Source organism: Pantoea sp. X-Soil-OKNW-713, from assembly GCF_059730685.1.
In genome coordinates, this window is the sequence record NZ_AP035996.1 from 185,531 (window position 1) to 205,145 (window position 19,615).

Annotated in this window: 16 protein-coding genes; 10 read left to right on the plus strand and 6 right to left on the minus strand. The window is 52.7% G+C overall.

Annotated features, from left to right (window positions below; all coding sequences use genetic code 11):
- Positions 1-45: 45 nt before the first annotated feature.
- From treY to AC6I8R_RS21340, 3 genes are all read right to left on the minus strand, one after another.
- Positions 46-2,463 carry a malto-oligosyltrehalose synthase gene (gene treY, locus AC6I8R_RS21330; RefSeq protein ID WP_497832850.1) on the minus strand — a complete coding sequence of 806 codons (2,418 nt, stop codon included), beginning with the start codon at positions 2,461-2,463 and terminating at the stop codon, positions 46-48.
- The gene (gene treZ / locus AC6I8R_RS21335) at positions 2,460-4,241 is read right to left on the minus strand and encodes a malto-oligosyltrehalose trehalohydrolase (protein WP_415174644.1); all 1,782 of its coding nucleotides are present in this window, start codon (positions 4,239-4,241) and stop codon (positions 2,460-2,462) included. The genes treY and treZ overlap by 4 nt, the downstream gene beginning before the upstream one ends.
- A gap of 273 nt (positions 4,242-4,514) precedes the next feature.
- A complete protein-coding gene (locus AC6I8R_RS21340; protein WP_415174643.1) occupies positions 4,515-5,600 on the minus strand; it encodes an ABC transporter substrate-binding protein in 1,086 nt (361 codons plus the stop codon).
- Between the two features lie 353 nt (positions 5,601-5,953).
- On the opposite strand from AC6I8R_RS21340, the gene AC6I8R_RS21345 reads away from it, so the two are divergent.
- A complete protein-coding gene (locus AC6I8R_RS21345) occupies positions 5,954-6,844 on the plus strand; it encodes a MurR/RpiR family transcriptional regulator (RefSeq protein WP_208725834.1) in 891 nt (296 codons plus the stop codon).
- 5 nt (positions 6,845-6,849) lie between these two features.
- Here the strand turns inward: AC6I8R_RS21345 and AC6I8R_RS21350 are convergent, their stop codons facing one another.
- Positions 6,850-7,758: a DMT family transporter gene (locus AC6I8R_RS21350; protein WP_497832851.1), complete on the minus strand. Its 909-nt coding sequence runs from the start codon at positions 7,756-7,758 to the stop codon at positions 6,850-6,852.
- Positions 7,759-7,923: 165 nt separating this feature from the next.
- Between AC6I8R_RS21350 and AC6I8R_RS21355 the strand changes: the two genes are divergently transcribed.
- Together AC6I8R_RS21355 and AC6I8R_RS21360 are read left to right on the plus strand one after the other, a co-directional pair.
- Complete coding sequence (locus tag AC6I8R_RS21355) at positions 7,924-8,523, plus strand: TetR/AcrR family transcriptional regulator (protein ID WP_415174637.1); 600 nt, start codon at positions 7,924-7,926, stop codon at positions 8,521-8,523.
- A gap of 52 nt (positions 8,524-8,575) precedes the next feature.
- The gene (locus AC6I8R_RS21360; protein WP_497832852.1) at positions 8,576-9,481 is read left to right on the plus strand and encodes an alpha/beta fold hydrolase; all 906 of its coding nucleotides are present in this window, start codon (positions 8,576-8,578) and stop codon (positions 9,479-9,481) included.
- A 23-nt stretch (positions 9,482-9,504) separates the two neighbouring features.
- Here AC6I8R_RS21360 and AC6I8R_RS21365 read toward each other — a convergent pair whose 3' ends face one another.
- Positions 9,505-9,930 (minus strand): VOC family protein, encoded by a 426-nt coding sequence (locus AC6I8R_RS21365; RefSeq protein WP_497832853.1) that lies wholly within the window; start codon positions 9,928-9,930, stop codon positions 9,505-9,507.
- Between the two features lie 133 nt (positions 9,931-10,063).
- Here AC6I8R_RS21365 and AC6I8R_RS21370 point away from each other — a divergent pair, with 133 nt between their 5' ends.
- The 4 genes from AC6I8R_RS21370 (at position 10,064) to AC6I8R_RS21385 (ending at position 14,151) form a co-directional block, all read left to right on the plus strand.
- Positions 10,064-10,927 carry a LysR family transcriptional regulator gene (locus AC6I8R_RS21370; RefSeq protein ID WP_208725824.1) on the plus strand — a complete coding sequence of 288 codons (864 nt, stop codon included), beginning with the start codon at positions 10,064-10,066 and terminating at the stop codon, positions 10,925-10,927.
- Positions 10,928-11,170: 243 nt separating this feature from the next.
- On the plus strand, positions 11,171-12,583 hold the full coding sequence (locus AC6I8R_RS21375) for a pyridoxal-dependent decarboxylase (RefSeq protein ID WP_497832854.1): 1,413 nt from the start codon (positions 11,171-11,173) through the stop codon (positions 12,581-12,583).
- Between the two features lie 47 nt (positions 12,584-12,630).
- On the plus strand, positions 12,631-13,224 hold the full coding sequence (locus AC6I8R_RS21380) for a GNAT family N-acetyltransferase (RefSeq protein WP_497832855.1): 594 nt from the start codon (positions 12,631-12,633) through the stop codon (positions 13,222-13,224).
- 198 nt (positions 13,225-13,422) lie between these two features.
- Positions 13,423-14,151, plus strand: coding sequence for a helix-turn-helix transcriptional regulator (locus AC6I8R_RS21385; RefSeq protein ID WP_497832856.1), 729 nt, complete (start codon positions 13,423-13,425; stop codon positions 14,149-14,151).
- 54 nt (positions 14,152-14,205) lie between these two features.
- Here AC6I8R_RS21385 and AC6I8R_RS21390 read toward each other — a convergent pair whose 3' ends face one another.
- Positions 14,206-16,398, minus strand: coding sequence for a TonB-dependent siderophore receptor (locus AC6I8R_RS21390; RefSeq protein WP_497832857.1), 2,193 nt, complete (start codon positions 16,396-16,398; stop codon positions 14,206-14,208).
- Positions 16,399-17,053: 655 nt separating this feature from the next.
- Between AC6I8R_RS21390 and AC6I8R_RS21395 the strand changes: the two genes are divergently transcribed.
- Genes AC6I8R_RS21395 through AC6I8R_RS21405 form a run of 3 tightly spaced genes read left to right on the plus strand, consistent with a single transcriptional unit; the run spans position 17,054 to position 19,606 of the window.
- The gene (locus AC6I8R_RS21395; protein WP_208726612.1) at positions 17,054-17,932 is read left to right on the plus strand and encodes an ABC transporter substrate-binding protein; all 879 of its coding nucleotides are present in this window, start codon (positions 17,054-17,056) and stop codon (positions 17,930-17,932) included.
- Complete coding sequence (locus tag AC6I8R_RS21400; protein WP_208725817.1) at positions 17,929-18,852, plus strand: amino acid ABC transporter permease; 924 nt, start codon at positions 17,929-17,931, stop codon at positions 18,850-18,852. Before AC6I8R_RS21395 ends, AC6I8R_RS21400 begins: the two co-directional genes overlap by 4 nt.
- On the plus strand, positions 18,845-19,606 hold the full coding sequence (locus AC6I8R_RS21405) for an amino acid ABC transporter ATP-binding protein (RefSeq protein ID WP_497832858.1): 762 nt from the start codon (positions 18,845-18,847) through the stop codon (positions 19,604-19,606). Before AC6I8R_RS21400 ends, AC6I8R_RS21405 begins: the two co-directional genes overlap by 8 nt.
- Positions 19,607-19,615 lie beyond the last annotated feature (9 nt).

Consider the following 19,615-nt stretch of genomic DNA (forward strand, 5'->3'; position numbering starts at 1 on the left):
GCTACGAGTCGTATGAATCCGGTAGCAGCGCGATTTATCGCGCAGTTATTGTGAGCTGCTAAATAAAACCAGGTAAGGCTCAGCGCTGATCAACGTATCGCCCACGTCAATTTCGCCGCCTTGCAGCACGTCACGGTAGCGGCGTGCAGTCAGCGATGCGGGCAGATCAATCGGTGCCCGCGGCAGTGGATGCGGCAACTGCCCCTGAAACGCCGTGAACGGCAGACGCGGTACCACCACCAACAGCGCTGCGTCTGCGTCGGTGCGCGCAAAGGCAATCACATCGTCGCGTGAGGTTGCCAGCGGCAGATAAGCACCGGCGTTAAACAACGGCGCATGTTGCTGGCGCACAGACAGTAACGCGGCGATCGCCTGTTGTTTTATCTGGCCATTGAGCCAGCTGTAGGGCGGCGACTCAGCCAGCATCTTTTGTAGCCGGGCAAAATCGGGTGGCTGACGGTTGTCGGGATCGACCAGACTGAAATTCAGTGCTTCGCTACCCTGATAGATATCCGGCACGCCAGGCGCGACCAGCTTGATCAGCGTCTGACTCAGGCTGTTTGCCAGCCCGGCATGAATAAACGGTTGGAGCGTGGTGGTGAAATCCTGCAAAAAGTCCGGGTTGTCGGGCGACAGTAACTGACGGGCGTAGGCCAGCACCGTCTGTTCATAGTGTTGATTGTCCTCCGCCCAGTCGGTGCGCAGTTTCGCTTCGCGCAGGGCTTTTTCGACAAAATCAATAAAACGTGTTTCCAGCGCCTGTAATGCTGGCGTGTCATCGGGTTTCAGCGTTACCGGCCACACCCCGGCCAGCGCCTGATACAGCAGCCACTCCACCGCCGGTTCCGGGGCCGGGCCATCGCGCAACTGCCTGACGAATGGCTGATGCAGCTGTCGCCAGCGCGCCACCGCGGCTGCCCAGTGCTCTGGCGCTTCGCTGAGGGCATACAAACGGGCGCGGGCATCTTCGCCGCGCTTGGTATCGTGGGTAGAGGTGCTGGAAAGTCCGGCGGGTTGTTGTTGCTGTCGTGCCTGCATTGCGCGGTGGAAACGGGTTGGCGAGAAGTCACCTGCCAGTGGCTCTGCACCCACTTCATTCAACGCCAGCGCCACGCTTTGACGGAAGAAAAGGGTGTCCTCTACCGATTTTGCCATCAGCGGGCCGCTAAGTTGCTGAAAGCGGGTGCGAAACAGCGCGGTGGCGTCATCCGGCGCCGCACCGCGAAAAAGCCGGGTTAGCGGGGTATCCGCCCCGATTTGTGCCACAATTTTTTGCAGCAGCAGGTCATCAGTCGCGGGTAACCCCGCGGCGGTGGCATAGGTGCGATATACCGGGAAGGCCAGCAGCAATTCACGCAGATCGTTCTCCAGTGAGTCAGTGGCGACCAGTTGCTGCGCCAGTGCCAGCAGCCGGGTAAATTCGCCTGCGAAATTGCGATCGACCATCAGCGCTTTCGCCGCGCGTAATTCAGCGTCCATATTCAGTGACTTGCCGGTTACCGCGTTGTAAGCGTGGCGCAGCGCCTGAATGCCAGGGCCGGCGACCAGCGCATCGGCGAGGGCGGCGATAAATTCATAACCGGTGGTGCCAGATACCGGCCAGTCTGCGGCCAGCGCTTCATCGCCGGCCAGAATTTTCTCCACCGTGATATAGCACGCCGGGCCGACCTGCTGACGCAGTCGTGTCAGATAACCTTTGGGGTCGGCCAGACCATCAATATGATCGATACGTAACCCGTTGACCGCACCGCTGTGCACCAGTTCGAGAATCAGCTGATGGGTTGCGTCAAATACTTCCGGGTCTTCGACCCGCACGCCGACCAGCCCGGTGATTTCGAAAAAACGCCGATACGAAAGATCGCGCGGTGCATCGGTCCAGCTCATCAGCCGATAGGGCTGGCGTTCGTGCAGCGCTGCAAGGTCCACCTTGTCCTGAAGATTTAGCCCCTGCCAGCTATCCAGTGTCAGTGGGTAAACATTGTCGTAATACGCGAAAGCGGGTAGACCGGTGAGGGGATCGGCTTTGACGCTGATTTCTCCCTTTTCCAACGCTTCGGAAAAAGGTGTGCCGAGAAACGGCAGCGTCAGCGGGCGCGACCAGTCAATATCAAAGAAGTGCGCGTAGCGGCTGTGCTCGCCGTGCGCGATGACATCGCGCCACCACGGATTTTCCAGCGAAGCCGCCATATGATTGGGCACGATATCGAGGATTAGCCCCAGACCGGCGTTTTGCAGTGCCTGCACCAGGCGATCAAAACCCGCCCGTCCACCTAATGACGGGTCAATTTGCGTGGCCCGCGTAACATCATAACCGTGGGTGGAATGGGTGGTTGCGGTGAAAATGGGGGAGGCATACAGATGGCTCACGCCCAACTTTTTCAGATAAGGCACCAACCTGGCGGCACGATCAAACGTCATGCCGTCACGAAACTGAATGCGGTAAGTTGCGGTTGGAATGGTCATGGTTGATCCTCCAGCGCCAGCCGTACGATCACCGAATTGGGTGGCAACGAAGCGGTCACCTGAGTCGAGCTAAACAGGGTAGTACCGGGCAGCGCTGGCAGCGGCTGTGCTTGCTCGCCGATATTCAGCGCCAGCGACAGGGTCCCTGCGGGAAAATGCCAACTGACCGCAACCAAACCTGGCGCGATGGCGATAACCCGGCCCTTGGGCGTGTGATTCAGTAATGGCACGATATATTGTTGACGCAACGCCAGCAGTTGCCGGGTCAACGCCAGCCACGCTTGTCCCTCGCTGCCGCTGGTTTTCGACCAGTCGAGCTTCGACATTTCGAAGGTGTTGCGGGCATTTGGGTCCGGCACGCTGTCAGCCTCATGCCCGGCATGACCGGTAAACTCGCGGGCACGCCCCTCGCGTACGGCTTTTGCCAGATCACCGTGGAAATCGGTGAAGAACAGGAAAGGGTGCGTCTCGCCATACTCCTCACCCATAAACAGCAATGGAATATGTGGTGCGAGCAGCAAGGTGGCAAACAATGCCTGAGTGCGAGCCTTTCCGGCGAGGGTAAGCAGCCTGTCACCCTGGGCGCGGTTGCCGACCTGGTCGTGGTTTTGAATAAAATCGACAAAAGCCACCGGCGGTTGCCCGGAGCTGTCCACTCCGCGTGGCTTGCCGCTGTGGGGAGAGACTTCGCCCTGATAAGCAAAGCCCTGCGTCAGGATGCGGGCCAGCAGTTTTTCCGGCTGGTCGGCAAAATCGGTGTAGTACGCATGGGTTTCACCGGTGGCGAGGACATGAATCGCGTTATGGAAGTCATCATTCCACTCGGCGGTGAACAGTGGCGCGCTGCCGTCCGGGTCGCGTGGATGCAGAAAAATAACGTTGCGACTGTCTTCGGTGGTGAGATGAATCTGCCGGTCGCTGATCTCCTGACGAATACGCTCGGCGATTTCCAGCAATACGTGTTGCCCGGATGGGTCTTTGATCTGGTCGATGGCGTCAAAGCGCAGGCCATCAAAGCGGAATTCTGTCAGCCAGTACAAGGGCGCTTCGACAATGTAGTGACGTGCCGGCGCGACATCATAGGCGATTGCGGCCCCCCAGGGCGTCATCCGTTGCTGGTGGAAAAAATCCGGTGATAACAGCGGCAGATAATTGCCTTCCGGGCCAAAGTGGTTAAGCACGATATCCAGTACCACTGAGATACCCAACCCGTGCGCGGCATCCACCAGCGCCCGCAGCTCATCGGGCGTGCCGTAGGCCGAATGGGGGGCATAGAGCAGCACGCCGTCATAACCCCAGCCACGGTTACCGCCAAACTGCGCAACCGGCAGCAGCTCAATCATGGTGATGCCCAGTTCCGCCAGGTGCGGCAGCTTTTCAATCGCCGCCTGAAACGTGCCCTGCGGTGTAAAAGTGCCGATATGCAGCTCGTAGAAAACACTCTCTTCCCAGCGGCGTCCGGTCCAGTCAGGGTGCTGCCAGGGATAGTGGTTGGGATCAATCACCAGCGAGGGGCCATTCACATCGGATTGTTGCGCGCGTGAGGCGGGATCGGGCACCAGCGTGCCATCGGCCAACAGATACTGATAAGGCGTGCCTGGCGTCACATGGCTCTCCTGCCATGTAAACCAGCCGTTGCCACTGGCTTCCATCACATGATCATCGCCCGCCAGACGCAGTTTGACGCTGCGCTGGCCGGAGGCCCAGAGGCGAAAGCGCACGCTGCCGTCAGGTGCATACTCAGCACCCCAACTTTTGTTAAAGGTATTGGACTCCATTTTATCGCCTCGCTGGTTCCAGAAGTGAGCTGTCAACGACGTCGCGCAGTTTCTAATACGGTAATGCGAGCTATAAATTTCGGGGTGGTCAGGGATTAGCCTGTGAGAAACAAGCATAGACTACGGTGGCATGTTTTCCGTAACGGCGCGATTTATCGCAGGCAGATACGCAATTCTGCACGGGCAGTAGCGGCGCGATTTATCGCGCGGCTTTTTCCTGCATCATGCACAGGATTGCGCGATAAACCGTGCCGCTACGAGAAGGTAGGCATTTTATGGCTGTGGTTGCAGGAAATACGTGCCGCTATACGGAATCGGCAGATAGTCATGGAAGATTTGTTTCAGGGTTTGCTCAGGTTCGACATCTTTAAACAGGTCCGGGTACAGCGTCTTCGCCATAAACTCAGTGGCGGCGATATGCCACGGACTGAGGTAGAAATTCATCCAAATCACCGCCGCATGACCGTTGCGCAGTGCTTTCAGTTCACGCAGGCCGTTCTGTTTTGCGGTCATGGCGTTAAAGCTGCTTTGCACTGCTTGCGGAGCCACTGCCGGACCTAACTTCAGCGCGCTTTGCGCATCGTTATCCCCTGCACCCGTGGCGATGTAGTAATCCGGTTGCGTGGCGATCACCGTCTCTTCACTCAGACGCCCAAACACGCCTTGCACAGTTTTGCTGGCGATATTGTCGCCTCCGGCCGCGTTCAGCAACTCACCCAGGCTGCCTTTTACGGCGGTGACGCAACATTCGTTGCGGCGTCCGAGATGGAGTTGCAGCAGCACCGTCGGTTTTGGCCCCTGATAACTCGCCAGACGCTGCTGAATCACCTGCATATGTGCGCGGTAGAAATCATTGAAGGCGTTGGCTCGCGCCTGCTGGTTCAGTACTTCACCAAAGATCGCGACGCTGCGCGTGGTGTTCTTCAGCAAATGTACGCGCAGGTCGATTTTAACCACCGGAATGTGCGCCGCCTTGAGCATCGCTGCCAGGCGCAAATCGCCGTCGTCATAGCGTGCCAGGCTTGGCAGGATCACCACGTCCGGTTTTAACGCCAGCACCTGCTCCGGGTTTATATCATTGATACCACCGGAACCCAGCGTCGGGATCTTCAGCATCTGCGGAAACTGACGCGCAAAGATGTCCCAGGTCTGGCTGTCATACTTTTTCAGGTCCTGCGGCCAGCCGACAATATATTTGAACGGATCACCCGGTTCCAGCATTGCCAGCGTGTACAGCATACGGCTTTCACCCAGCACGATGCGCTGTGGATTGTCAGGAATGGTGACCTGATTGCCATCAATATCGGTGATGGTTTTTGCCAACGCGTGACTACTCAGCAGCAGTAAAAACAGGGCCATTACCCCACGTAATGGCCGGATGATTAACGCCTTAGAATTCAACGATCGCCTCTCTTTCTCAGCGAATTTGGTGTGTTATGATGTAATTGAGAATCATTCAACCATGAGAGAATGTAGTAGTAAATTTAAAAAATACCCGAGTCGCTACAGCGACAATATCGACATTTTTGAACCGGTCATTTTATTAATAACCTATTGAATAATATCAATTATAAAGATATAAGACGATGGTTTTCCGTCACATTTCCCTGTAGTTTTTGTTGTGAAATTCCTTTGGTGTCACTACGGATGTGGCCGTGGGGAGTGCGCCAGACGGCAACAATCTCATTTAAAACAAACAGATCGGACATAATATGGCGTCAGTAAATAAAATAAAAAATCGTGTCGATGTTCTGGGTGAACGCTATCGCGCGCGGGCTGCTTCACTTTCACCACAACTACAAACCGTGGTGCGCTATATCCATGAAAATCGTGAGGCGGTGGTGGAAGCCACGGCAATGGAGATTGCGGCAGCGACCAACAGTTCAGACGCCACGGTAGTCCGTGCGGTGCAGGCATTAGGTTTTGCCGGATTACGAGATTTAAAAAAAACGCTGGAAGTCTGGTTTGGCCCGGTCATGAATTCCGAAGAAAAAATGGCCACCACCGTCAGTGAGCTTTCCTGCGATATTAACTCCGGGATCGATTTTGTGTTGGATGGACATAAACGCGCCTGTGATGCGTTAGCTGAACCGCATAATCGTCAGGCCATTGCCGCCGCGGTGGCATTATTAATTGAGGCGCGTCAGGTTGGCTTGTTTGGCATTAATGCCTCAGGTGTGCTGGCGGATTATAGCCGCCGCTTATTGGTGCGTATTGGTATTCCGGCAGTCTCGATAAATCGCTCCGGTATTGCGTTGGCGGAACAACTTATCGCCTTACAACGTGGTGACGTGTTGATCATGATGGCGCAAAAATCGGCGCATCGGGAAGGGATTACCACCATCAAGGAAGCAAAACGTCTGGGGATCCCGATTATTTTGCTGACCAATGCCGCGGATTCTGTTTTCGCCAAAGAAGCGGATGTCGTGATCAATGTGCCACGCGGCGGCGAAGATGGCCGTATGCCGTTGCATAGCGCGGTGCTGGTGTGTCTGGAAATGCTGATTTTGTCGGTGGCGTCGGCCAATGCGACGCGCACCGTCAAAACCATGAAGCGCATTCAGGATTTGAATCGCAGCATGAAACCGACCAGCAAAAAGTAGTCGGGTTATTTTACGCTGGCGACCTGCGGGGTTGGTCGGTCAGCTTTGACCACCAGCCAAACCGCACAAACGATCAGCAACGCTCCGGCGGTAAATCCTTCATTTAACGCCTCGCCCAGTACCAGCCAACCCCAGAAAATGCCGAAGGGTGGGATCAGGAAGGTCACGGTCAGGGTACGCAGTGGGCCGATATCCGCCAGCAAGCGGAAATAAAGAATGTAAGCCAGCGCCGTACAGATAAAGCCCACCGCCAGAATGCAAGCCCAGACCTCCGGGATTTGCCACTGGCTGGCTGCGGTCTGCGGCGCGGTAACGGCAAAGAATGGCAGCAGAAAGCAGGATGCCCCCAGTTGGCTCCCAAACGCTACTTTGGTGGCATCCATCCCTCCGCGTGCAGTGATCCAACGTTTGGCGAGAAACCCAGCGATGCCGTAGCAGGTGGTTGCCACCAGACAGGCCAGAATGCCAAGGATTAACGCGCGGGTAAGATGCGCTTCACCGGTGGTACTGATTAGCAGGATACCGGCAAACCCCGCCACCATACCCATCACTTTCTTCAACGTCAGTTTTTCGGCAAAGAAGGCCGCACCCATGATCACGCCCATCAGCGGTGCAGTGGCGTTCAGGATGGCGGAATAGCCAGCGGGCAACACGCGCGCAGCGAGGCAATACATCAGGAACGGCAGCCCGGAGTTGATCACCCCGAGCAGCATTGCCCAGCGCAATTTGCCGTCGAAACGCAGCGGCATTCTCAGCACAGCCATAATCACCAGCAGGCCGATGCTGCCGCACACCACGCGCAGAAACGCGGTATTGACGGCACCTAATGCCGGAACGGCAATGCGCATAAACAAAAAACTGGCTCCCCAGATGGCTGCCAGCAGCAGCAGGCGTAACGTATCCGTTGTTCGCATAAGGTTTTCTTAGGTGAAGGATTGGGTAAGGTCGATACTGTAAATTTAAACAGGGCAAGTGGCAAGGTGATTAGAATATGAAATCAGCCGCGAGCTATCGTGCTTCCCCTCAAAACAAAACTGTGGCACCATTTAGGAATCAATTATTTCCTAAATGGTAAGAAGATGTCTGTACAGCCCCGTGAACGCGGTCGCCCGCGTCAGTTTGACACCGATGCCGCGCTCGATCGTGCCATGCTGGTATTTCGTGAAAAGGGCTACCACAGCGCGTCAATCAGCGATCTCAGCGCAGCGATGCAACTTACCGCCGGCAGTATCTACAAAGCCTTTACCGACAAACGCGGCCTGTTTTTGCAGGTGTTTGCGCGCTATACCTCGTTACGTAATCAGGCGCTGCGCCAGCGGCTGGCGCAACAACCGGATGGCCGGTCGCGTATTGCTGAAGTGCTGCGTTTTTACCTTGAATCCGCCAGTGATATTGAAGGGCGGCGCGGTTGCCTGGTGGTGGGGAGTGCTATCGAGCTCCAGGTACTGGATGCAGAGCTTGCTGAACTGGTGCGTGCGGCGCTCGAACGCAACCAGCAATCGATGCTGCAATTGCTGGAGCAGGGGCAGCAGGATGGTTCGGTTAATCCACAACTTGACGCTGAAGCCGTGGGAGGCGTGTTGCTCTGTCTGGTGTTGGGGATGCGCGTGGCGGGAAAAATGCAGGATTTACCGGCGCGTGAGCGACTGATAGCCAGCGCCCTGACGCTGTTGGATTAAAATTTTTTACCTAATAAGGAAATAATCATTTCCTAAATAACTGGAGGTTTACATGTCCGATCATGCTATCGCCCAACCCTGGTCCCAGCCGGTGGCGAATCTGCCCGGTTTTGCGCATCACTACGCCACCGTGGAGGGCGTTCGTCTGCACTATGTCAGCGGCGGCAATCCGCAGGGAGAAATTTTACTGCTGCTGGCTGGCTTCCCACAAAGCTGGTACGCCTGGCATCAGGTCATGGCGCAGTTGGCCGATCGGTATTTTATTATCGCGCCGGATTTGCCCGGACAGGGTGACTCCGACAAACCGTCGGCTGGTTACGATACTCAGGCACTGGCGGCTAAGGTTCAGGGGCTGATGCAACAGCTTGGTCATCCGCGCTATTTCCTGGCCGCACATGACGTAGGAGCCTGGGTCGCCTGGCCGTATGCCATGCGCTACAGCCAGCAAGTTATCAAACTGGCGCTGCTGGACGCGGGCATTCCGGGGATCACATTGCCCGAGGCGCTTCCAGCCACGCCGGATAAAGCCTGGAAGACCTGGCACTTTGCCTTCCATTTATTGCCTGATTTACCGGAAGCCTTAATCAGTGGGCGCGAGGAGATTTATCTGGAGTGGTTTCTGCGGCGTAAAACCGCCAGCCCGATGGTATTCAGCGACGCTGACATGGCTGAATATGTGCGTTTGCTACGCCAGAATGGCGCGTTGCGCGCCGGACTGGCACCCTATCGGGTAGTGACGCAATCGGCGGAGCAGAATCGGGCGCTGCGTGAGCAGGGCAAACTGACGCTGCCGCTGCTGGCAATCAGCGCCGATCAGGGTTCCATCCCCGATATGGCGACGCCGCTACGGCAGTTTGCCGACGATGTCACCGGGATCACTATCGCTCATAGTGGCCATTTCATCCCGGATGAACAACCGCTGGCGCTGGCCGCTGCCCTGGCGCACTTTTTCCGTTAAGCACGCGGGCTGACACCAAAAACTTATTTGGCAAACAGCTGGCTCATATCTTTAAACGCCTTGAATTCCAGCGCGTTACCGCACGGGTCGAACAGGAACATCGTGGCCTGTTCGCCGACCTGCCCTTTAAAGCGAATATAGGGTTCGATCACGAATTTGGTGTTGAACCCGCGCAGGCGCTCAGCCAACGCTTCCCACTCATCCCAATGCAGAATAATGCCGAAGTGCGGCACCGGCACATCATGTCCGTCGACCGGGTTGGAATGTACGTTTTCCTGGGAGGTGGTTTTGGGGTGCTCGTGGATCACCAACTGATGACCATAAAAATCAAAATCGACCCACTGGGTGCTGGAGCGACCTTCTGCCAGACCAAAAATGGTGCCGTAGAAGGTGCGTGCTGCATCAAGATCGTAAACCGGGATGGCAAGGTGAAAAGGGGAAAGGCTCATAGTGTCTCCAGCATCAAAAAGAGGGGGCGGTGCGCCGCTGGTGCAGCGTCTGCTCAAAATCATACGAATGGTTTTGTTTGAATAAAAACAATATATAGTTGGGGTTAATACAAATAATTTTTGAGTGTCATCGATGATTCGGGAACTAAAAACCTTCATGGTGGTGGTGCAGGAGGGCAACTTTGCCGCAGCGGGTGACAAAATTGGTCTGACCCAGGCAGCGGTGAGCGCGCAAATGCTCAGACTGGAAGCCGAGTTAGGTTTTGATCTTTTTGACCGCAGCGGGCGCAGCGCCAGGCTTAACCTGCGCGGTCAACAATTGCTGCCGCAGGTGGATGAGCTGCTGACGCTATACCGGCATCTCGGTGATAAGGCCGAACTGCCCCGTCCGGCAGCTCGCGTCACCCTGGGCGCAATTGCGTCTATTCAGCGTTCGCTGTTGCCCACTGCGTTAACGCGATTTCATAAGCAGTTTCCCGGTTGCCAGACGCGCATCGTACCGGGTTTGTCGCTGGAATTGGTCAACCTGGTGGACGCCGGGGAGCTGGATCTGGCGGCAGTGATCCGCCCGCCGTTTGCGTTGCAAACCGATTTGCACTGGACCACCTTACGTCGCGAACCCTACCGATTGATTGTGCCGCGTCAGGTGACGGGGGACGAAGCAGCACAATTGCTGGCGACACATCCGTTTATTCGTTATGACCGTACTTCATTTGGTGGCCGCCAGGTGGACCGTTATCTGCGGGAGCGCAGTATCGATGTGCAGGAGCTGTGCGAAGTGGATGAGCTGGAGGCGATTGTAAAACTGGTGGCGAATGGGTTGGGGGTGGCGCTGGTGCCACAAACCCAACCGACTCAGCGCTGGCCGAAGACGGTGCGGGTGGTGGAGATGGGAGCGGAGACGTTTTACCGCGAGGTAGGGCTGGTGCAGCGGGCCGGGCAGGCGAACTCAGAACTGGCGGGGGAATTGGGACGTTTGCTGGTGGAGGCGGGGTAGGGAAATAACTGCTATACCTGAATACATAAATAACGAAATTCACGAAAACTATTATATATTCAGAAATGAATATATATCATCTGTGAGCCAGATATATTTATTTGGTCTGAGTTGTTACCATTAACGCGACAAATCATTTCGGAATATGGCAGGATAAAAACGATTTGTTTAAGGATGACAGTCAGTGGTGTATTTCAATGGTTGTCTGGGTGATACGTCAGTACGCGTTTATGGAGTATTTTTATGGAAAAATTAATTGACGTAAATAAATTCATTTCGAGTGAGGTTGGAAGGTGCGGGAATTACAACCCTCATTTGTTAGCCTGTCCTGAAGAACTGGCGCAGCAAAATGTGATGAAGCGGTTGAGAAATATTTACAGTGAAGTCATCGGTCGTCAGAAATTATCTTTAGGTTATCCCCTTAATCAAAACTTCGACTATTCGGCACTGGCACCATTTATCGATGTTCACCTGAATAATCTCGGTGACCCTTACGAAGCCAACTCGACCTTATTGAATACACGCGAGTTGGAACAAGAGGTGCTGGACTACTTTTGCAAGCTTTGGCATGCGGTTCCGCGCTCGCCTTTGACTCAGGATTCCTTTTGGGGCTACGTGTTATCAATGGGGGCCACGGAGGGAAATATGTACGCATTATGGAGTGCGCGTGAATATTTCAGCTCACGGGCGAGAGCCGGGGGAATATGTCAGAATACGATGCGTGAACCGGTGCTTTATTATTCTCAGGAAGCACATTATTCACTAGAAAAATGTGCAAATGTTTTGGATATTACCGCTTTTCAGGAAGCGGGTAATAAATACTTTCCGGGACAGTGTCCTGTCACCCCAGATGGTCAATGGCCCAATGGCGTACCGGTGGACCAGTATGGTGCGGTGGATGTGGGAGCATTGTCGGCGTTGGTCGATTTCTTCGTCTCCAGAGGGCATCCACCGATTATTGTTTTGAATGTGGGTACGACATTTCTGGGCGGATTCGATGACGCCGTGCGGGTATGGCAGCAGGTGTCAGGCATTCTGGAACGGCATGGTTGTGATCATTCGGACTGCTGGATTCATATCGATGGGGCATTGGGGGCTGCGTATCTGCCTTACCTGGAGTTAGCCAGTGAACAGCGGCTAACGTCAGAGAGAGGGCCGCTTTTTGATTTTCGCCTACCGTTTGTGAATTCGATCGTGATGAGTACCCATAAATGGTTTGGTGCGCCCTTTGCTTCAGGCGTTTACATGAGCAAGGAAAAGTATCGCATGCTTCCGGCGACATTGCCTGAATATGTCGATACACCGGATACCACGCTGGGGGGGACGCGCAATGGTTTGGCCGCATTAATTCTCTGGTACGCCATAAATACGGTGACACCCACGATGCAGGCTGCTATTGCAGCACGCTGCGAGAAACTTGCCGCTTATGCTTATAAACAGATGCAATCGGTAAAAGCGATTCATCCTTCATTTTGTGTTGAGCGTGGACCGCAATCGCTGGTGGTGATTTTTAGCCGTCCCAGAGAAGAGATCTTCAATCAATTCCAACTCAGTGGCAGAGGAAAGTTAGCACATATCGTTATTATGCCGCATGTGACACGAGCAGCAATTGATAGTCTTATTAATGAGTTAAAGAATAAGCGCGCACTGGTCTGAATATAAAACATAATGGAATGATTATTAAATTATTAGGGAAATGAACAATGAAATGTAGACATGCGAAAACTTCCGAACTGGAAAAAGTCTGTGAGTTGTTGGCTTCAGAATTTTATCACGATCCAGTACTCAAATTCGCCTTTACTGATGAGAACATGTCAAGACGTCTGGGTACAATGAAAAAATTTTTCCGTATTTATGTGGATCTTGCTCAAAAAAATGGCGGCATTCTTCTGGCTGAGGACGACGTTGGCGTCCTGGTATATTTTCATCCGCAGTTGATGGAAATGACTAAAGAAGAAAATGAACGACTCGATAGTTTGCTTAAGCAGGAGTGTGGGGTTGATTATAAAAACATAGCATCATTTATGAGCGGACTTGACCGTCATCATCCCAGGTTGCAGAGTCATTATTACGTATTCCTTATTGCTGTTGAGAATCTGCATCGTCGGAAAGGGATCGGAACGATTCTGCTTGGTAGTCTAAACACCTTGCTTAAACGCGAGGAAGTCGGGTGTTATGCCGAATGTACGACATTAAGCTCATTAGCCTTATTTGAACGATGTGGTTATCGTGTCAGCTCATCATGCCTGAATATTGAAGGTTTTCCTGAACTCCACCCCGTTTGGCGTGAGCCTTAACGATGATGATTCAATGCCATGCTTGCATTGATGTAACTACACACTTTTGGTAGGAAATTGGGCCAGTCGGCTTCAGGCTGGTTCCAACCTTCATGCTCGGTTATGTCAATTAATTGTGTTGTAGTAGGCGTTAAGTTACTATCCCTCCATGAGTCAGAGAAAACTATTGTAAGATAATAAATGTAGAGGGACAAGGAAATGAGTAATGGTTTCTTCTCTAATGCGGAAAAGAATGAATATATTAAGAAAAGCTTGGAGAAGCGTCTGTCACAATATGGAGATATAGATTACGCATTTATAGTAATGGCTAAGAGGAAGATTGATGACATCGTTGTTATCAGCAATTTAGCAGATTATTTTTCTGAAATTTATGTAAAGAACCAGTATCAAAGTATCGATCCTGTTATGATTAATGCATTGAATCGCGTCTCACCTCTTGTTTGGGACGAAAATTTGATGATTAATTCGCAGTGGACAATAAAAAAGATATTTAATTCAGTCAAGCCATATGATGTTGTAAGTGGTCAGACATTCGTTCTCCATGATCCTCACAATAATCTTGCCTTATTATCACTATATATTAATAAGTTTATCATGCCTGAAGTCGATGAGAATGTTAGAAAAAATAAAAATGATATTCAGGGTCTTTTAATCGACATGCACGAGTTGCTTTTCCATCTTTATCGTGAAGAAAACGTAATTCATGAGCGTATAGAAAATACACTCTCAGCCCGCGAAAACGAAATTCTCTACTGGAGCAGTACCGGGAAAACCTACCCTGAAATCGCACGTATGCTGGATATTACGGTAAGTACGGTCAAGTTTCACATGGGTAAAGTTGTGAAAAAACTCGGTGTGAATAACGCTAAACATGCCATCAGTCTCGCCATTGAACTCAACATCATTTCGCACCCGTCTGGCAAATAACTATCCACTTCAGAACAACCACCCTGTCAATATCCAACAGGGTGGTGGCATTCATCAAAACGACATCGTCACCCCAGCATAATAAGCCCGACCTGGCTCGTTATAGGTGGATGCGCCATCATTCTCACGATAAACCCGCTTATCAAACAGGTTGTTAATACCCGCGTTGGCACGCAGATTTTTGGTGATAGCGTAATTTACGTTCAGACCAAAGATAGAGTAGGGGCTGATTTCACGATTAGAAATGGCACCGGACTCGTTACGAATCTCAGCGTACTGGCGCGGTTTCTGACGACCGTACTGTGTCCAGTTGATATTGGCGTCCAGTTTGTCCGTGACCTGCCAGTCCAATTGCGAGTTGATGGTGAATTCCGGGATCACCGACAATGGGTTACCGGTCTTCTTACTTTCCGAACGGAACATATAGGTAGCGTTGGTACGCCACTCCAGCGTATCGTCGATCACCGGAATCGTCAGGTTGCCTTCCAGACCTTCAACAATAGCTTTGCCACCGTTTTCCCAGCGCAACACATTGTATCCGTTTGAGGTGTAGCCCACTGCCTCGTCACCCGCGACGATTTTATTTTTATAATCATTGCGGAACCAGGTAATACCGGCGGTGTAACCGTCATTGTGGAACTCGATCCCGACTTCTTTATTGACGCTGATTTCAGGATCGAGATTTTCATTACCTAACAAATAGCAACTTCCGGTAGAGATCCCCACCGGGCAGCCGTTGCCACGGGTAGAGAGTAAATAACCCTCCGTCGATTGATACAGATTCGGTGCTTTAAAGGCGCGAGCGATACCCGCTTTTAGGGTGAAATAATTACCCAGCCCCTGAGAAATATTTAGGCTCGGGCTCCAGTTAGCACCAAATTTATTGTGATAATCGAAACGCAGGCCGGGAATCACCTCAGTACTGTCGGTGGCGGCGATGTTATCTTCAAAATAAAGCGAACTAATGGTGGCGCTATTTTTACTGCTGCGTGAGGCTGGGTCACCCGAAACGCCATCAATAATCACACCTGATACATCGGTCGCGGTCATGGAAGCGGGGTCATTCAATTCATCACGATTCCATTCGGCACCCAATGTCATGGTTTGATCAACCAGCAATTCAACCGGGAAGTTAATCTCACCCCCCGCGCGATAACTTTCGAGACGGCTGGTTGCGTAGTCATTGCTGTTGATCATCCCTTCAACGCGACCGGTCGAACCTTCCTGCAAGCGAGTGTTGTTGGTCTTCTCATAATTAAAATTGAGCTTAGACGTACCCCAATCCCAGATGCCGTTGTAAGTTACACCATAACTCTGACGATACATGCGGTTGGTTTCATCACCATAAAGTGACTCGACCAAACCATTCGGACTGATATTGCCGTTGCTGTATTGCGTATCACCCGCATAAATATTGCCCTGGCGGCTGTAGCCATAGCTGAAATCAACAATTTGTAGCGGGGTGATTTTCCAGGAAAACACCGTGTTGATGTCTTTATTACGCACACCTTCTCGGCCTGCCGCATAGGAACCGTTTTCCGCGGTATTGATGTTGTAAGCGTCGGCGTCCGTTTTATTGATGTTGCCATACAAACGCATGATCAGCGCATCTCCGGCTAACGGTCCGCTCAGGCTGAAGTTGGCGCGCTTAGTCGCACCTTCTTTATCATCTTCCGGCTGATTGGTGAACAATGACAATGAGCCGTGCCAGTCGTTAGTCGGGCGTTTGGTAATGATATTCACCACGCCACCCGCCGCTCCTGAACCGTAGCGTGATGCTGCCGGACCACGGATGACTTCAATGCGCTCAACCATTTCGGCGGGCACCCAGTTGGTATCACCGCGTGTATCTCGCTCGCCGCGCCAGCTATACCGTACTGAGTTACGCGAAGTGACAGGGACACCATCAATCATAATTAAGGTGTTCTCTGGTCCCATGCCACGAATATCGATCTGACGGTTATTGCCCCGACTGCCACTGGCGCTGTTACCGGTGAGATTCACGCCGGGCATCTTACGAATAATGTCGGACAAATCGTTAACCGGCGGACTTTTCCGAATGTCTTCCGCCGTGATGGTTGAAACACCCGGCTGTTGCTTCAATTCCTCTTCCGCCGTGACGATCATTGATTCATCGTCAGCCAGTTTATCGGTTGGCTCCTCGTTGGCAGCATAAGCTGACGTACTCAGCAGGCTGGCCAAAAACAGCGCGATAGGTCGCTTTTGGCTACATCTGGTTACATTCACTTAAGATTTCTCCCTGATATGTTAACGTTTGTAAGCAAATGCGCATGATAATGAGAATAATTATCATTGTATATATTGAGTAAGGAATCTCCCTGGTTTCTCCTTAATTGGTTAACATTCGTTCGATTCGCATCAGGGGAGGGGTATTTAATTACAACATACTGAAGGATGGAAAAATTCCCGGCGTTGCTGATAAATATCGCGCTGTTCTGAGTCAATTGTGCTGCGGAGAAATTTTATCAGGCACTCACGGTTATTAGGTGATGGACGTTTGCCCTCGCGCGTTTTGCAATCGCTTAGAAAACATGGTTATGTCTAAGAATAAAAAGAGAGGTGAATGCTGCATTTGTAGCCCATTGATTCTCTGCCAAAATCCCTTTAATTCCGCTGCTGACCACAACTTCGTGTCTCCTCCGACTCACTGAAAAAGTCTATTGCCAGATTTCGGCAATAGATATCTGTTTTTCGCATTTGTGATCCCTGCATATATTCACAGAAAATGACCCCGGGACATTACGAGGATGAATAAACCCGTAAGGCACAAAATAAATGTGGCTTATGAGGTGAACAATACATCGCTACCTCCAATGCCTTTTCCCGCTGGGGAAACATTTTAAATATCAGGAGAAAGGTTCCAGTGAAATTCGCAAAAGGAATGACCCTTTTCGCACTTGCTCTGAGTGCGCACACCACGTTTGCCGCTGAACAATCTGTTCCCACCGACAGCTCAGTCCATGTTAAAGCCGATCCGGCGCTGAAAAGCCTGTTACCTGCGGATATCGTGAAACGTGGCTACATTGTTGCCGGAACCAACCCCAACACGCCACCGACCACCTTCTATAAAGAAGACAACAAAACTCTGGCCGGTCGTGAAATCGACATTATGAATGCGGTAGGTGAGCGCCTCGGTATCCCGGTGCACTGGCAAGATACCGGTGGCTTCGACAACATCATTCCTGGCCTGAAAACCGGTCGTTATGATGTCGCGCTCTCCAACATCAACGCGACTAAAGCGCGTACTAAGCAGGTAGATTTCGTCAGCTACTACAATGCCAGCCTGCTTGGCATCATCTCGCAGAAAGACGCCAATATCGCCCCTTTCAAATCCTTTGATGCCGTGTGCGGCAAAGAAGTGGGTGCGGGTTCTGGCACCACTCAGGTAACCCGTCTGGAAGAAGCCAGCAAAGCTTGTGAAGCCGCGGGCAAACCGCCAATCAAAGTTTCGGTCTTCCCGGACCGTCCGGCTGGTGTTCAGGCGGTGGTGAGTGGACGCGTGCCGATGTTCCTCGGTCCGTACGAAGGTCTGCTGTGGCAGGTTAAAGTCATCAAACCTTTGACCATGAGTGGTGAGATCAGCGTAACCGACTACCCGGTTTCCGTTGCCTTCCCGAAAGAGTCTGAACTGGAACCGGCTGTCCAGGCGGCCCTGAACTCATTAATCAAAGATGGTAGCTACAAGAAAATCCTCGACAACTGGGGGATTGGATTTGGTGCTGTGACCGAAGCTAAACGCAATGACGAGATCTTTAAATGAGTGATTTTCAGGACCACACCGACGATCTGAAGATCGTCGGCAAACGCTACTACGGACGCTGGCTGAGTGCGCTGGTGGTACTGTTGTGCGTCGTGGCGATGGCGCACTCCATGATCAACAACCCGCGTTTTGAATGGGGGGTGATTGCGGAGAACTTCACCGGCCCCTCCATTTTGCAGGGCGTCTTGATGACGCTGCAACTCACGGTGATATCCGTGGTGCTGGGTTTTGCCTTCGGTACAGTACTGGCGTTGATGCGTTTGTCATCCAATCCGGTACTGGTCGCGGTGAGCTGGGCCTATACCTGGTTCTTCCGCGGTGTGCCCATGTTGGTGCAGCTGTTTCTCTGGTACAACATTGCGGCGCTCTATCCCAAAATTTCGCTGTGGATTCCGGGACTGGGTGAGATCTGGAGCGCGCAGTCCAACTCGCTGGTAAGCCCGTTCAGTGCGGCTGTGATCGCGCTGGTGATGCATCAATCCGCTTATGCGGCAGAAATTGTACGCGCGGGCATCCAGAGCGTAGGTAATGGTCAGCTGGAAGCGGCCCGTGCGTTGGGTTATCGTCCGGCGCAGATCTTCCGCCATACCGTTCTGCCGCAGGCGATGCGCGCCATTATGCCGCCAGCGGGTAACGAAATTATTGGTCAGTTAAAAACCACGGCGGTGGTTTCAGTCATTTCGCTTCAGGACGTGCTGTTTTCCGCGCAGATTATTTATCAGCGCACCTATGAAGTGATCCCGCTGCTGCTGGTCGCAACTTTATGGTATCTGCTGATGACCTCGGTCCTGTCGATTGGACAATATTATGTCGAGCGCTATTTTGGTCGCGGCGTGACACGTCGTGAGAAGCGCAGCCTGTGGCAGTCGCTGCCACGTTTTTCTGCCACCAAGACCGAAAGGAGCGTGAGCAATGGCTGAGGCAATCGCGCTGCGTAAGGTGACCAAACGTTTCTCCGGTGTCACCATCCTGGATGAAGTTAACCTCGATATTCCGGCGGGGTCGGTGACGGTGATCCTGGGTCCCTCCGGCTCCGGGAAATCGACGCTGCTGCGTTGTATCAACCATCTGGAAAAGCTGGATGGCGGTACCATCCGTATCGGCGGCGAAATGGTGGGATACAAGCAGAAAGGTCAGGCACTGCACGAGCTGAGCAGTAGCGCGATTGCGCGTCAGCGTGCGGAAATTGGCATGGTATTTCAGCAGTTTAACCTGTTTCCACATCGTACCGTGTTGCAGAACATCATCGATGCCCCGATGCGCATCAAAAAGCAGAGTCGCCAGCAGGCGACCAGCGAAGCGCTGGCGTTGCTGAAACAGGTGGGCTTGTCGGGCCGTGAAGATGAATGGCCGCAGAATCTTTCTGGTGGTCAGCAGCAACGCGTGGCGATTGCCCGTGCGTTAGCGATGGACCCTGGTGTGATGTTGTTTGATGAACCGACATCCGCACTCGACCCCGAACTGGTGGGTGAGGTGTTGCAGGTGATCAAACAGTTGGCGCATTCCGGCATCACTATGGTGATCGTCACGCACGAAATTGGCTTTGCCCGTGAAGTGGCCGACAACATTGTGTTTATGGAAGGTGGCAAAATTGTCGCCGCCGGTCCGACCCAGCAGGTACTCGACGACCCGGAAAACGGGCGCGTGAGAAACTTTATTGCAACGGTGCTTTAAGCACCGTTT

Excerpts from the sequence above, each read along its gene's own strand:
- AC6I8R_RS21350 (WP_497832851.1), bottom strand. The coding sequence starts at position 7,758 with ATGCGAACAACGGATACGTTACGCCTGCTGCTGCTGGCAGCCATCTGG.
- treZ (WP_415174644.1), bottom strand. The coding sequence starts at position 4,241 with ATGGAGTCCAATACCTTTAACAAAAGTTGGGGTGCTGAGTATGCACCT.
- treY (WP_497832850.1), bottom strand. The coding sequence starts at position 2,463 with ATGACCATTCCAACCGCAACTTACCGCATTCAGTTTCGTGACGGCATG.
- AC6I8R_RS21385 (WP_497832856.1), top strand. The coding sequence starts at position 13,423 with ATGAGTAATGGTTTCTTCTCTAATGCGGAAAAGAATGAATATATTAAG.
- AC6I8R_RS21340 (WP_415174643.1), bottom strand. The coding sequence starts at position 5,600 with ATGGCCCTGTTTTTACTGCTGCTGAGTAGTCACGCGTTGGCAAAAACC.
- AC6I8R_RS21395 (WP_208726612.1), top strand. The coding sequence starts at position 17,054 with ATGACCCTTTTCGCACTTGCTCTGAGTGCGCACACCACGTTTGCCGCT.
- AC6I8R_RS21380 (WP_497832855.1), top strand. The coding sequence starts at position 12,631 with ATGAAATGTAGACATGCGAAAACTTCCGAACTGGAAAAAGTCTGTGAG.
- AC6I8R_RS21355 (WP_415174637.1), top strand. The coding sequence starts at position 7,924 with ATGTCTGTACAGCCCCGTGAACGCGGTCGCCCGCGTCAGTTTGACACC.
- AC6I8R_RS21345 (WP_208725834.1), top strand. The coding sequence starts at position 5,954 with ATGGCGTCAGTAAATAAAATAAAAAATCGTGTCGATGTTCTGGGTGAA.
- AC6I8R_RS21400 (WP_208725817.1), top strand. The coding sequence starts at position 17,929 with ATGAGTGATTTTCAGGACCACACCGACGATCTGAAGATCGTCGGCAAA.
- AC6I8R_RS21405 (WP_497832858.1), top strand. The coding sequence starts at position 18,845 with ATGGCTGAGGCAATCGCGCTGCGTAAGGTGACCAAACGTTTCTCCGGT.
- AC6I8R_RS21375 (WP_497832854.1), top strand. The coding sequence starts at position 11,171 with ATGGAAAAATTAATTGACGTAAATAAATTCATTTCGAGTGAGGTTGGA.
- AC6I8R_RS21360 (WP_497832852.1), top strand. The coding sequence starts at position 8,576 with ATGTCCGATCATGCTATCGCCCAACCCTGGTCCCAGCCGGTGGCGAAT.
- AC6I8R_RS21370 (WP_208725824.1), top strand. The coding sequence starts at position 10,064 with ATGATTCGGGAACTAAAAACCTTCATGGTGGTGGTGCAGGAGGGCAAC.
- AC6I8R_RS21365 (WP_497832853.1), bottom strand. The coding sequence starts at position 9,930 with ATGAGCCTTTCCCCTTTTCACCTTGCCATCCCGGTTTACGATCTTGAT.